The 14,844-nt window shown below is 38.2% G+C and carries 11 protein-coding genes; 5 read left to right on the forward strand and 6 right to left on the reverse strand.

Annotation, left to right across the window (positions count from 1 at the left end; translation table 11 throughout):
* Window positions 1–6: 6 nt before the first annotated feature.
* A complete protein-coding gene (locus tag ACJYYY_RS07080) occupies window positions 7–690 on the reverse strand; it encodes a DUF981 family protein (protein ID WP_408868762.1) in 684 nt (227 codons plus the stop codon).
* A 205-nt stretch (window positions 691–895) separates the two neighbouring features.
* On the opposite strand from ACJYYY_RS07080, the gene ACJYYY_RS07085 reads away from it, so the two are divergent.
* The 5 genes from ACJYYY_RS07085 to ACJYYY_RS07105 all read left to right on the forward strand — a co-directional run bounded on the left by ACJYYY_RS07085 (window position 896) and on the right by ACJYYY_RS07105 (window position 4,209).
* The gene (locus tag ACJYYY_RS07085) at window positions 896–1,714 is read left to right on the forward strand and encodes a hypothetical protein (protein ID WP_156921180.1); all 819 of its coding nucleotides are present in this window, start codon (window positions 896–898) and stop codon (window positions 1,712–1,714) included.
* Window positions 1,715–1,938: 224 nt separating this feature from the next.
* Complete coding sequence (gene tnpA, locus ACJYYY_RS07090; protein WP_408868763.1) at window positions 1,939–2,340, forward strand: IS200/IS605 family transposase; 402 nt, start codon at window positions 1,939–1,941, stop codon at window positions 2,338–2,340.
* 10 nt (window positions 2,341–2,350) lie between these two features.
* A complete protein-coding gene (gene tnpB, locus ACJYYY_RS07095) occupies window positions 2,351–3,490 on the forward strand; it encodes an IS200/IS605 family element RNA-guided endonuclease TnpB (RefSeq protein ID WP_408868764.1) in 1,140 nt (379 codons plus the stop codon).
* A 183-nt stretch (window positions 3,491–3,673) separates the two neighbouring features.
* Window positions 3,674–3,853, forward strand: a complete 180-nt coding sequence (locus tag ACJYYY_RS07100; RefSeq protein WP_408868765.1) for a hypothetical protein — start codon at window positions 3,674–3,676, stop codon at window positions 3,851–3,853.
* A gap of 80 nt (window positions 3,854–3,933) precedes the next feature.
* On the forward strand, window positions 3,934–4,209 hold the full coding sequence (locus ACJYYY_RS07105) for a hypothetical protein (protein ID WP_408868766.1): 276 nt from the start codon (window positions 3,934–3,936) through the stop codon (window positions 4,207–4,209).
* On the opposite strand, the gene ACJYYY_RS07110 is transcribed toward ACJYYY_RS07105, so the two are convergent.
* From ACJYYY_RS07110 to ACJYYY_RS07130, 5 genes are all read right to left on the reverse strand, one after another.
* A complete protein-coding gene (locus ACJYYY_RS07110) occupies window positions 4,182–9,332 on the reverse strand; it encodes an ATP-binding protein (protein ID WP_408868767.1) in 5,151 nt (1,716 codons plus the stop codon). The genes ACJYYY_RS07105 and ACJYYY_RS07110 overlap by 28 nt on opposite strands.
* Window positions 9,313–10,713 (reverse strand): DNA phosphorothioation-dependent restriction protein DptG, encoded by a 1,401-nt coding sequence (gene dptG / locus ACJYYY_RS07115; protein WP_408868768.1) that lies wholly within the window; start codon window positions 10,711–10,713, stop codon window positions 9,313–9,315. Before dptG ends, ACJYYY_RS07110 begins: the two co-directional genes overlap by 20 nt.
* Window positions 10,710–12,428, reverse strand: a complete 1,719-nt coding sequence (gene dptF, locus ACJYYY_RS07120) for a DNA phosphorothioation-dependent restriction protein DptF (protein WP_035314673.1) — start codon at window positions 12,426–12,428, stop codon at window positions 10,710–10,712. The genes dptG and dptF overlap by 4 nt, the downstream gene beginning before the upstream one ends.
* Before the next feature lie 286 nt (window positions 12,429–12,714).
* Window positions 12,715–13,764 (reverse strand): galactitol-1-phosphate 5-dehydrogenase, encoded by a 1,050-nt coding sequence (locus tag ACJYYY_RS07125; protein ID WP_035314672.1) that lies wholly within the window; start codon window positions 13,762–13,764, stop codon window positions 12,715–12,717.
* Window positions 13,727–14,827 (reverse strand): zinc-binding dehydrogenase, encoded by a 1,101-nt coding sequence (locus ACJYYY_RS07130; protein WP_084038644.1) that lies wholly within the window; start codon window positions 14,825–14,827, stop codon window positions 13,727–13,729. Before ACJYYY_RS07130 ends, ACJYYY_RS07125 begins: the two co-directional genes overlap by 38 nt.
* Window positions 14,828–14,844: the final 17 nt, after the last annotated feature.

The following is a 14,844-nucleotide window of genomic DNA, read 5'->3' on the forward strand; positions in this document are numbered from 1 at the left end:
AGGGGTCTACTGTGTATGAACGATTGACCCAATGTGTGTGAAATAATTCATGATGCCAAATAAAACAATGATAACGCCAATTACCTTGGCTAACTTGATGACCTGTGTGGTTAACTGACCCTCTAATTGCTCATTGAGACAAATTGGCAACAGCAAGGCAAACACGCTGATACCGGCATAAAGCAACGAGATGAACCAAGATTCAATCCAAGAGTAGTTAGCAAAGAGACTCATCAACGGTTCTGCTGCAGACGCGGCAAATAAGCGGTATGTGACCCCAGCAACTGCGATGGCAAGTAACACACCGCCCAGACTGACAATAAACAAACGCTGCGGTAGCATTTTTGCAATGAGAGCAATTTTGTAAGTCGTTGGTCGCAGTAATCGTGTGCGCCACAAATGCCAACTGAGCACTAACAGCAGTATGCCAAATACGAGTGACGGCTCGCCGAAAATAATAGCAGCATAAGCATAACCAATCTTTGCTAACGGCCATGTTAACGTCATGTGTAGACCAGTAATAACTAAGAGTAGGCCTGGTACAAAAAACGCCAAAGACCAGCCCTCAAGATTTCGTAACGTACCCGCTGCCAATTGTTGCATCACTTGTACAATGAGCAGTAACCCGCAACCAGCAGAGATAGTCATTAGTGTAGTGTAAACCTGTGTCGATGCCCATGCGATTGACATACACCCACCTCCATTTTCACCATAACTTTTTCTATTGTCATTTGTCAAAGGAATTACCGTTTTTCTTACTTTATAAATAGTTAAGGATGAAAGTGTAAGAAAATGAAAGAACTATCATTCCAACTTTTATTTTCAGAAAACAACTGCTTTCCAGTACGCAAAAATGTTATACTGAAAGTTGGGATAAGACTAAGGAGATGATATTTTGAAACAAACTCGCTTTAAAAGAGTCACGCATCATGCGTTGACAATACCGCTCATTTTGAACATTTTAGTGACCGTGACCTTGATTCGACAAATCTTTATCGGTAATTGGCATAATGTTTTTCTCTGTGCCTTAACGCTAATGCTGTTTACGCTACCGACCATTGTTGAACGTCAATTAAAAATACATATACCAAAGGCGATGCAAATTGTCATCTTATTGTTTATTTTTTCGTCTGAAATACTTGGTGAAATTCATAATTTTTATGGCACATTTACCCATTGGGACACGATGTTGCATACACTTAATGGCTTTTTATGTGCCGCGATTGGCTTCTCACTTGTCGATATTTTAAACCGGCACGACAGCGTTAAAATCAATTTATCACCACTGTCTGTTGCCCTCGTAGCCTTTTGTTTTTCGATGACAATCGGCGTGCTTTGGGAGTTTTTCGAATACGGTGTCGATACTTTTATGGCAATGGATATGCAAAAGGATCGCATCGTCCAGTCGATTGCAACCGTCACCTTAGAACCGAATGGCCAAAACATTCCCGTGGTGGTTGATAATATTCAGTACACCCAAATCTATTCAGGGACCGATATGAACAACTTAAGCCAGACAGTCATTGCTGGTGGATATTTAGATATAGGCCTTATCGATACAATGAAGGACCTACTCGTCAACTTTGTCGGCGCGTTCGTCTTCTCAGTGTTCGGGTGGCTCTATATTAAAAATCGTGATAAATATGCCTTTGCGGGTAAATTCATGCCGATGACAGAACGGACGTATCAAAAACGATTGAAACTTAAGAAATAATGAATGCGCCCACTCGTGTCAACCAGAGACATAGGTGGGCTATTTTATTAACTAGCGGAGAACACTCGCGACTTTAGTCGTGTAGATGAATCGGCTTCGGTTGAGGCACAGTATTTTACTGTGTCAATCAACCGACATATATTATTATATTCTAATATGTAAATATTGTTTTAACAGCATCTCTATCTGTACATAGGTTATAATTTTCATGAGGTGATTAACCTATGTCAGAAGTACATTATGGACGTGGTTATGTCTATGCTATACAGTACCATCTTGTATGGTGCGTTAAATATCGACGATCTATACTCTGTGGAAAAGTAGAAGATGATTTGAAACATATTTTGTTACAAATTGCATATGATAATGAGTTTTCAATCACAGAAATGGAGTCAGATAAAGACCATATTCATTTACTAATTGAATGTAGACCACAACATTACATCCCAAATATTGTCAAAGCTTTGAAAGGCGTCTCTGCTCGTTTTCTATTTAAGAAACATCCTGACTTGAAAACACAATTATGGGGCGGTCACTTATGGAATCCTAGCTACTTCGTAGCCACAGTTATTGAAAATACAGAAGAACAGATTAAACTATATATTCAACGTCAAAAAAAGAAATGAGGTGAATGCAATGCTACGCCACAAAGCCTACAAGTTTAGAATCTATCCCAATGTAGAACAAGAGATACTTATTGCTAAAACAATTGGTTGCTCTCGTTTCATCTATAATCATTTTCTGGGCTTATGGAATGAAACATATACTCAAACTGGAAAAGGTTTAACATATAACGCTTGTTCTGCGATGCTTCCTAAGATGAAAAAAGAAGAAGAAACAGTATGGTTGAAAGAAGTGGATAGCATTGCTATTCAATCCTCTTTAAAGCATTTGGCAGATTCTTATTCTCGTTTCTTTAAGAAGCAAAATGCTAGACCTAAATTCAAGAGTAAAAAGAACCCAGTTCAAAGCTATACTACTCAATTTACAAATAATAATATTGCTATTGTTAATAAGAAATTGAAGTTGCCTAAATTGGGACTCATTAAGTTTTCACAAAGTAAAGTGCTTAGAGGACGTATTATCAATGCTACTATTTCACGTAGACCAAGTGGTAAATACTTTGTTTCATTGCTATGTGAAGAAGAAATCTATGAACTACCTAAAGTAAATTCTTCAATAGGTATTGATCTAGGTATTACTGATTTTGCTATCCTTTCGGATGGACAAAAAATTAATAATAATAGGTTTACCTCTAAAATGGATAAGAAACTCAAACGTGAACAGCGTAAGTTATCAAGACGTGCATTAATGGCTAAGAAGAATGGTATTCAACTATTTGAAGCCAGTAACTATCAAAAACAAAAATGTAAAGTCGCAAGACTTCATGAAAAAGTAATGAATCAACGTACTGATTTTCTCAATAAGTTGAGTACAGATATTATCAATAACCACGATATTATTTGTATTGAAAACTTAAATGTTAAAGGTATGTTGAAAAGTCACAAATTATCTAAAAGTATTTCTGATGTGTCTTGGTCTGAGTTTGTATCTAAATTACAATACAAATCTGACTGGTATGGAAAAGAAATAGTTAAGATTGATAAATGGTTTCCATCAAGTCAAATTTGTTCTGAATGTGGAAATAATGATGAAAAAAAAGGCTTACACATTCGTGAATGGACTTGTAGTAAGTGTAATTCTAATCATGATAGAGATATCAATGCGAGTAAAAACATATTGACCGAAGGTCTAAGATTACAAGTGTTAGCTTAGATAAAATATAGAACCGCAGGGACTGCGGGAGTAGCTTAGTAAATAAGAGAAACCTCTGTGAGTAAAGAAATACACTTGCAAGTATGCTCTGTTCCTAAGAATCTCGTGACTTCAGTCATGAGAGGTTCAATAGTCAATTGTGATGACTTTTGGTAATCTGATGACAGACATAGGAGGTGACAAATGAAAAAAACATGCCTCACCCTATCCTTTTTATGCGCTGTTGCAATCTTTTTCAGCCCGAAAATGATGCAAACAGCAGATGCTTATTTTGAACAGCAACTGCTAACAGTGATTGTCACATCAATCGGATTGGCGACCTTTAGCATGCTGTTTTTAGTGCTTGCGTTGCGTAAAAAATAAGAGGGTACCTATCGCGAACGTCTGTGTACGACAAATAATAACCTCAAGTCCCTCTTGACCTTAGTATTCAATTCAAAATTATGAAAATGCGCACATTTGTGAATTCGGCACTAATATTTTATACTGGTGCCACAGGTGGTATCTCACATGCCTTTGTATTTGGTGGGATAACGACCATCCCCGCCTTTGTCGGCGATACCCTTCTGCATTATTTAATCGACTTATCCTTATACTTCATGACTGCCTGTGTGGCAACGGTATTGCTAGGATTTAAGGATATTATGGCAAAAAACCGAACTTCTACCCGAAGTTCGGTTTCCATTATGTCTTATTCAATCGGTGGGACTTTAATTTGAATTTGTGTCGTTACGCTCAATTCCCCACTATCTATAGGGAACTGACCACTGACTACACAGTTTCCTTTTTGGAGGCGGCGCAACATCTCATCTGTTTGTTCCATTGTCTCTTTACTTGCAATCATTTTCGTAATCATCGTAAACTCGGAATCGGCTGGCTGGAAGTAGGCTTTAGTTGCAACATTATCGAGCACAGCGAGTTCAGCTTTCTTAAAGTTACTAAACGATTGCGTTGCCAATAACACAGACCAACCAAATTTACGACCTTCACGCAAGATTTTTTCAACTGGACCTTTATTAGAAAAATCAAGATTTTGCGCTTCATCAAGTACAACAGGTAATGGTAATGTCGCCGTATTGGTTTGTGAATAGTTCCAAATGTCCCATAAGATAAACTCGGTAAGCATTTGCTTCGTTTCGATATCGAAACCGTCCAATTGAATCACTGTTAATTTACCTGTCTTATCAAAGACGTCGTCCCAAGAATGAGTCGCATCATATGTGAAAGGATCGTCATATTGCAAACGAATAAGTTTGTCGCAGACTGATTTTGATACAGTCGTATCCATATCTTCTAATTTAGCGAAAACATTGGCGAAGGTAATATCGTCCCCATAGGTTTTGAAGGCTGACATAATCGCTTTAATAATCGCACTGACTTGTTGGTCTCCCATTGTCGAATAGATTGCTGATAGCGTATGTCCAATCCGTAAGGCCACATCAAACTCACTGTGATTGCCTTTTTTAAACGGATTAATCGGTAATTTGTTCGTTTTGACAATAATTTCAACGATTTTCCCATTTGTACTCGCTACAAAACGTGCATCTAGCTGTGTCATCGAAAAACTGTTTGAATAATCGACCACTAAGGTTGATAGCTGTGATTGCGTCATTTGTTTAAGTAAACTTTGGATAAAGTACGTTTTACCAGTACCTGACTTACCACCAATTAACAAATGACGATTGTTTAAACTTTTATTCCAATAGGCCCATTTGATTGGAGTCATTCGCGAGCTGTGTCCGAGTAATATATCAGTGTTCGTAGTCGCATGTACGGGTTGGACTACATCACTAACTTCCACTGCTTCCACTGCTTCCACTGCTTCCACTGCTTCCACTGCTTGATTGTAGACTTGTTTCACATCTGATTGCGAGTTATTTAATAATTTATTTTCACCTGCATTGGCATCACTCAACTGATTGCCCTTATGTTTATCCATTAAAGCGGATATTTTACCGGTATGAATCGTTTTATATTGTTTCACTTTGACACCGTTCCATACGTCTTCAATCGGTTGGGCTATTGTATTGTATCCTGTTTGTTCACTGTAGTTTAATTCCATAATTGTATTATTCTCATGCATCACTAATCCTTCAAACTGATTATCTTTTTGATACGAAATAATCATACCTTCTAAAATTTCATCAAACACAGGCGTAAAGTCATCATTCATTAGATGGTGTTTGTCTGTTTCATTGATTGAGTAGCGGCTAAGTTGTTCTGGCCAAATGTTATTGGCCTGCATTTTTTTCATATTATTATAAAAAAGTTGCATAAAGAATAAACGTAAATACTGTGATTGGAATGGTTTTTCTTCACTTGTCAAGGCTTCTTTCAGACGGTTACTTAAGGATTGTATTTGTTGACCGGCCTTTTTGATCACACTTTTACTGTTTTGACCGACTTTCACTTCGACTGGTAGCAGATGCATTTTTAAGCACTTGCCTTGCTCCAGCCCCATTAATAGTAAATCATCCGAAACGGCTCCTTTATAGGCACTCGAGAATTTAGCAAATGGCGAGTCTGTTTGTTTCAATCCAGCTGCTCCACTAATACGGATAATTTCTTCCATTGAGATAGGTACCCATATAATATCCGGGTGTTTTTTCGTCAATTCGACCAAACTATGTTTGATGGCTGAAATAATACTCATTTTTTCGCGGGCGTCATGTCCTTTATCTTGGATGACACGCAATAACCATTCACCATTGAACGTATTGAACATTTGAATGGTTTGGCGTATTTCGGGACTTCCGACACGAATATTACGGTTATTTAAAAATGATTCCAGCACCCGTTCATATTGTTGCGATTTATCAGTCACAGTGATGGCATCATAATGATTGGTTGAGCTCAATTGATCGCTATAATGCACAACAACGAGGTTTTCGGATTGGCGTTGGAAGTAATCGATGTCTGCCAAAGGTTCAACAAAGGTCACCCAGTTCGATGCATCGTATAATTTTTTCAATTTAGTATGACCCGATACCGCAATTTTTTCGGATAAGACGACATTGTCTTGATAAATTGAGTCACCATTGTCATGTAAATTAGCGACATAGTTATTCATTCGATTAATAAAACGCTCAAACTTTTGGTTATCACTCACTTGTGATTGACCATAACCCGAACGGTAATCCGTATCGTTAAGATTTAAGTAACTAATCTCACTTACAAGTCCTTTAAAGCTTAAACTATCAGGTAGTTTATCCGCTTCGAACAACGACAATGTTCCGACTGATTTCATTTTAAAGAAGGTCAAATGAGCATAATCAATCGTGCCATCAATTGGTTTTTTAGTATAACTAATTGCTGCTTGAATCGCCTCAAACACGTCAATTTCATCAATTGTTTTGTTGATGATTTTATAGTCAATATCCACAATTTCAAACGCCTCAGCGATTGTTTCTGCGTTGCTAAAGGCATCAAAGGCGCTTGGCGTATTGACATCTGCACTGTATAAATTCAAACGTATGTCTTTTAAGTTATCTAAGCCTTGTTTAGCGATGTTTTTTTTCATGTATTTAATGATGCCCCGTAAAAGCTCTTTGTCGTCAATAATGTCGACCACATTAATAATGAACGAGGTTTTATTCGAATAATTGAATAAATAAGGATAGTAAGCCGAAAACTGTTTGATTTTTTCTTCGACTAAGCCAGCTAAGTAAGTATTCACTTCACCGATTGAAAAGGCCATATTGGGAACGAATTTTTGCCAATCTTTTAAGGTCTCATGACCGTTGGGACGAAAGACTTGGTTATCGATTTCTAAGTAAGGTAACAGGTAACCTGCATTTAAGCGCTGCAATAATTTTGAATCGATTTTTTCGGTTTTCACAATTGCTTCGACTTGTAAATTATATGCCATCACGACTGGCGAATAGGGCGTTAAATAAACCGCGTTATGCCCTTTTACCATGCCTAAATAGACGAGTTGTTTTTCTTGGTCTGTCATAATTTCATTTTGTTCAATCTTGTTCAATTGTTCAAAATAACAGGTTACATAGACAATCATTTTTTCACGTAGTTCATCAGTAAGATGAGCCAAAGATGGCACTGTATCGTGCGCAACATAATAGGATAATAATGCTCGATAACTTGCAACTAAGGCGTCATTCAAGTTGAGCTTAATCTCGGATAGACCGATTTCATTAATCGCTGCACAGCAATACTGTTGATCACGGATTTCTTTTTCGTACTGCAAGAACGTTCGAATATCACTAGCTGTTGTATAGGTCATATTATTGAGTGACACTTTACTGAAGTCTTCATTTGTTTCATAGCTCGCCTGGGCTATCCGTTTACGTTGCCAAATATCATTTTCGTTTATAGGTATAATTTTGCTTGAACGATCTTTAATATTTAACTGTAAAACGACATTATTATGCACTAAATGCAGGCTTACCTTCCCTAAATTATCAAAGGCATCGGATTCAAACAAGACATCCCCACCCTCTGCTAAATCGATGGCTGCATCATCACTTTCATCGTTATAGCGATAGTTATTTTCGCCATCACCGAATGTAAGTTTGCGTGCAATATCACCTTCGATAACTAATGCCCCTTTAGTACTTAATTTAAAATGTGTTTTATAGCGTTTTAAAAAGTCTGCCTGCCAATCAATAAATAAGACATTAATTGTGAACGAGTTATTGCCAGTTTTAGTATTATATATAACCTTATCGAAGGCTTTGTCCTCGCTCAATCGCTTTAATTCGATGGCAATTGACTTACCACTTGCTTCAACTGCGATTTGCTTGCCTCGTGAGCTTAAAAATTCATTTTTAAGAGGGGTACTAAACGGCACTTTAATTTTCATTTTTTCATAGTTACCCGTGTTAAAGACGATGATATTTAACGTACGTTTTCCAACGGTTGTTAACCCATTAACTTTCATCCAAACATCCGCTTTAAGCGCAGCTGGTTCTAGTTGCACATTATCGCTATACATATCGATTTTCTTACTAGCAGCAGCCTTGTCACGGTAGCGTTCGATATCTTTATAATCTTCATCGGCCCACTGTTCCGACATCAATTTATTTTTGCCTTCTTTTGTGTAATCCTCTTCTAATTTTTCTTCAGGGTTACCAAATTCTTTAGCCCCTCTCACAGCATTAAAAGTCTCTTTATTCGCTTGCAAACGCAGTTCAATTTCTTTTTGCATTTTCCGTTTTTTCGATGAGGGTGCTGTTTCCTTTTCAGTCACTAATTTTTCCATTTGACTGTCTTTAAAATAACCCATTAGCCGATAGTCAGCTTGATCCAAAGCGGACTTATAAACAAGCGCAATCACATCTTCAAGTTCCAAAAAGTTAGTAAGTTTATTATACTCAGAAACATTACTTTGGTTAATATAAGCTTCTAAATAAGTTTTATCAATATCTGATAAATGTGAATAGGTCATCAACTTCTTAACTTCCATGATAAGTAAATCAATGTTAAAGGCGCCACCTTTTGCTGTTAAATCGATACTACCGCCTTTAATACTATCTAAATCACTATAAGTTAGAAAAACGATGCTGGTATTCTTAAACGCACCTTGTTGACTACTCACTTCATTACGCAAGGTGACTAAAAAATCAACCGTTACCTGTGCCGCATCTTCAACTACAAATAAGACTTTATTTTGGTTTTGGTTAAGTGAAATTGTCTCATACACACTGTTTGAATGTGGATTAACATAGCGAAAAACTTCAAACTCATCGCTATTCACAAGCATTTCAAAATGTTTTTTTGCCGTCGGTTCATTCGGAAAATCAAGAAAGTAGCGTCCGCCAAACATCGGTTTATCAAACATCTCTTTAAAAACCTTTAAAATATAATTATAATATTCGTTTAACATATTGCGCATCCCCACTATCACTTTTTTTATCGATATAATTTAATTTCGTTAACAAATTAACAACTTCATTTTTCGATTGGTAATCGAGCCAAACGCCTCGTTTTTCGAGTTCAAGCCATAAATCAGAAACAAGTAGCGGTTCTTCACCCACACTTAAACCTGTCAATAACAACAAATAATTTTGTGGGAGAGCAATTAACTGACCTAGAGAGCCCGCATTTTTACGGAAAAACGCTTTTTGAAAATCCGTATAGTTTTTGGGATAACGTGAGTGTACCGCATCGGGTTTAGTTCGATTTGTTGGGTCTGTTGACCAACTATACTGAATCATATCATGCATATAAGCGATACATTCACTGAACGTTTCGACATTGGCATGTGCTGCGGTATACGCTATTTTGTTTTTGACACAGTAATAATCACGTAACCACGCCATCACCGAAACAACAAACTCCGCTTCTACTTGAGGTCCTTGGTCTTTAAAGTAGTTTTTGAAATCGAGATAATCCCAGTACGTTTGCGTTTCTGACAGTGTTGAAAAATTATTTGTATTTAAAATGTATAAAATATGATCATGCGTGATGGTATACTTTAGTTTTTTTGAAATATCTTTCATTCCAAACAAGTAGCTATCACGTGATTGACTCGCCTTTTCGGTTGTTAAAAGATAAACAACTTTTGTAAACTGATGCGGATTAAATGCCGCTTTTTTATCCAAACTAAGGATTAGTTGTGTGGTAGCAACAAAATAATAGTGGCTCAAAAGAGCATTAAGGTTGGCTAGTAAATCAGACTGTTTGGCTAAAATCGCTTTAAAGTCCTGCATAAAAGTTGCCGTAAACGTTTCTGAAAACACTTTATATTTAGCTTTAATTTCAGTGGTGTTTTTTTCTTGTTCTTTTGATACAGTACCGACTAAGTTAGAAAAAATATTTTTGGCATCCTCTAGCTGTAATAGTAGCTCATCTAACTCGGTGCGGTGACTTCTAACAAAGACATCATATAAAAAATGAGCAATTTCTTTTTCACCTTTTTTTGTATTATCAGTAGATAATGGTATATTCGTAATGTTTGTTAGATCACCTGTTTTATTTTGCTGATTTAACGCTGTTTTCAAATACATTTTTACGTTTTCTTTATCTGCTGCGGTTCCAAATGTAATTTTAGCTAAGGTTCCTGCAATAATTTCTTCCATTTTAGTTTCATCTGGTGTGCTAATACGCAGAATTAAGCGGATAAACTCGGCAGTTATCCGACTAAAATCATTCGTGAATTTAACCCGTTCTGGTTCACGTGTAATAAAAGGGAGTACAGCCTGACGCGTATGCTTGTAGGTTTTACCCTCTTTTGAAAGCAGCTCTGTTTTCAGTGTATGATTCATCGTTTGTACTCCTTCGCTGTCATTTGTGTGGCATTTTTATCCGTTGCAAAGAGGGCTTTTTGTTCATTCATTTCAACAAGATACCCCGTTTCTTTATTTAAAATAAAGACATTGTGCGTTAATGGATAATTATCTATCATTTGATGAATAAAATCGGTGTATTTTGTCATTTTATTCAAGGCTTGACGATTAGGACGATACCCAGTTACAACTTGACTTAAAAAATCATACAAGGCGTAATCAATTTCGAGCGATTGCCTATTTTCATTTTCTTTATAGCCGTAGTCAATTTTGATGGTTGTACTGAAATTAGTTATCTCTGTTTCATTCGAAAACGCTCCAAATAGATGCAAATCTTTCACCTCAAACTGACTCATATCAAAACCGATTGCAAACTTAGCTTTTTGACGGTAATCAAACACCAGTTGCCCAAACCCTTCACTGTAGAGAGTTGTTTGGACATTGTTTATCAAAGTAACTAATTCATTTGCTACATCACCCTTGCCTGTAAGGCAGCCATATAACATTGTAATGAATCGTTTAAACGATGTTTCTGTCGGTCTTTGTTTGCTTAATGACACACTGCGAATCAAAAAACCAAGCGATTGACTAATATTTTCTTTTATTTTGGCTTCATTTTTCCAGAAGCAGTCAATCATTTGATCGTTTTCAATGTAACGGGCAATCATTTCATCAAAGTTAGTGTCGACCATGAAATTTTTTAAGACTTGGTCGTATTCAAGTGTGCGTTGCTTGGCTGGATCAAGATTATATAAAGCGTCTAATAGCTTCGTTTTTCCTGTTTGATTAAAGATAAGTTGCGGGAAACAATCATCGATTGTTGGCTCAGCCTGAGATGTATCAGGAATGACGATGCCGTTGATAAAATCCAAAAAGGAACGCACTGATAAAATCAATTTCCCTTTAAATATCGCTTCAAGTAATACATCAATGACATTACGCTGAATCGTTTTATCCATTAATAATTGGTAGTTACGATGCGCTATTTCTTTAATACCATTATTTTTATCACGCAGCCAAGCTTGGTAGAGCAGATTGTCATCTGTTGGCTGTGTAATTTTAACGAGTAATTGCTCAAAAAAGGTTGATGTTAACTTGCCTTCTTTGATTGTATATAATTGATGTTCCAATAAATTCACAATATGAAGGTGTTGATGTGATTTTATACCACCGATCTTTTGATCATTAAAGAGATTACTCTCATGAATGAATTGACAAAGGGTCGCGTATTCAGCCATCACCTCTTCATCTGAAATTAATTTGTGAAGGACACCCATATTAATTGCGATTAACAAATGTTGTGGCTCTGCATGCGATAGTGTAGGATTATCTTTAAAATCTGCGAGTAATTTTTTCAATGTATCTAACGCGGTTTCTTGTGGTGAGAACGACTCTGTTGCATCATTATGGACACGAACATTTTTGAGTAATTCTGGATGAACCGATTTGAGATACGATAATAAGTGAGACTTTCCGTCACCAACATTCCCACATAAAAAGACGACCTGCGGTTTAAGTTGTTGTTGAACATGTTGCAACCGCTCAATCAGTTCAGTTTCAACTGGTCGCTTTACATGGTAATAGTTTTTGTCAGCAGAAAGGCCGCTGTTTCCGTCAATGACTGCCTCCTGTGAAGATATCTTAAGCGATGTAAACGCTTCAATAAAGTGGGAGCGTTTTTGAATGTGTTTCATGTTATAGCCTCCTGTATTTTATTGCCTCATGTTGTTTTTCTTGTCTAATTATTCAATTAATTATGTATCTAAAAAACAGAAAAAATCTTCAACTTAACTATCTTTTAACGATGTGGTAGCATGATATATTATACCAAAAGAAACATACTACTTACTATGTTTCTTGCATAAATTATCGGTAATTTTAAAAAAGAGAAAATTCGATTCATTATATAACATTTAAATAAACTCATCATAAAAAAATCTCAATAAAAGAACAAACCACTCTCGGTTTGTCCTCTTCATCTCACTCCGGATATATAATCACTTTACCTACTATTTCTTTGTCACTTACAATTCGTTCAAACATTGCTGGTAAATCGCTCAAGCCAATTCGATGCGTAATCAGAGGCGCCACTTTGAGCTGCTGTCGATTTAAAAAGTGAATACTCGTGTGATACGCTTGACCGGGAAATGGCGCTGACATACTATGCCAAGACCCCTTAATCGTCAGTTCATGTCGCATGATTTTTTCAAAGAAGCTACGATGTAAGGTGACATCGGCATAGGGAATACCAAGTAGCAACAGCTCGCCACCGCGCTTTGCATAGGCAAAGGCTTGCTCTGTCGCAACGGGTGAGCCACTCGCCTCAATCACGAGGTCGACGCCTGCTGTGTTTGTTTGCTGCTGGAAAGCGGCTAAGGTGGTCGTTGCTTCTTGGCTTTGATACGTTTGATGAGCCCCAACTGTCGTCGCCAGTTGTAATTTCATTTGATCAATATCAAAGGCATGAATCATTTTCGCGCCAAAGATGCGAGCCCATTGGATGGCAAGCAAACCAATCGTGCCACAACCAATCACTGCGACGGTACTCCCAGGGCGCAGTTCCGTTTTAAGTAGACCATGCAATACAACCGCCGTCGGTTCGACAAAAGCGAGTTCATCAAACGGCATCGTTTGCGGAATCGGAATCAGCATTTTTTGAGGCACACAAACATAGTCGGCAAACACGCCGGGTAATTGCGCTCCGAGCACAAGCATTTGGTCACATTGCGAGTACTGGCCACGTAAACATGCTTGACACGTTTGACACGGTTGACTGGGACATATGGCCACATGGTCCCCCACTTCAATTGCTGTGACATTCGTCCCCCTTGCAACGACAACGCCTCCGCCTTCATGACCAAATGTAATACCAGCCTGATGGGGGCCAAGTTTGGCATAACGCGACACATCTGAACCACAAATACCCGCTGCTTTAATTCTTACGATGACATCATCAACGGTTTCAATCGTCGGCATTGGCACTGTTTCAAGTCTAACCGTTCGTTGTTGATAAAAGCGCAGTGCTTTCATGTAACCACCCTTCCTGCTGTGCTAACGTCTCATTCGATGCCAACAGTATCTTTAAACCCTTACCCTTCATTGCTGTGTCAAAGGCGGTTTCCCACTCAGCTAACGAATAAACAGTACTAATGAGTGGGGCGAGTTGAATGACGTGCTCTCGATATAGCCTCAATGCCGTTTGCCAAGCGCTTGGTTTTTGTGAACGACTGCCACAATACTGCAATTCGCGTTGCAGGATAAGATAAGCATTGATCGGCTCACACACAGTCGGAAATAATCCCACCTGAATCACACGTCCTTGTTTGGCAACAAGTGGGAGCGCTTCATTGAGGGCAACGCTCGCGCCGCTGCATTCGAACAATTGTGTCACGCCTTGACCGTTCGTACATTGATTAACGATCGCTGCGAGTGATTGCTTATCTGTCATTACCGTTGTTCGAATCCCACATGCATGCGCGCACCGTAAACGGTGGGTATCACGTGCAAGTCCACTCAAAATAACGGTTGCGCCTTGTGAGCGAATCACCTGAGCCATCAGCAAGCCAATTGGGCCTGGACCGGTCACTAAAATCACCTCTCCTGCTGTAATTGTTGTACATTCAAGCGCGGCATGTACACAACACGCGAGTGGTTCGAGCAGCGCCCCCTCTGCTAAGGTCATCTGCGGTGGTAGGTGATGACAGCTTGCTTCACGGCTCACGACAAACATCGCCATACTGCCATTAACTTGTGTGCCAATTCCCCGACGTTCATCACATAGATTATAAGCCTGTTTCATACAGGCTTCACAACGTCTGCATGTGGCATAGGTCGTTTCACTCGTCACACGGTCACCAATGCTAAATCGCGTCACTGCAGACCCAACTGCTGCTACAACACCGGAAAATTCATGTCCAAGAATGATTGGAACTGTGCTATTGGGATAGTGACCTTGCAACGTTTTCACATCTGACCCGCAAATACCGGAATATGCTACTGCTATTTTAAGCTCATCAGGCTGAATTTCCGGTTCTGTTAGTTCAACTAACTTTAGGTGCCCATTACCTGACCTTTGTTTCTGTAACGCCTTCATCACTTCACACTCCTTTA

Source organism: Brochothrix campestris (assembly GCF_046058945.1).
Classification (GTDB): Bacteria; Bacillota; Bacilli; order Lactobacillales; family Listeriaceae; genus Brochothrix; species Brochothrix campestris.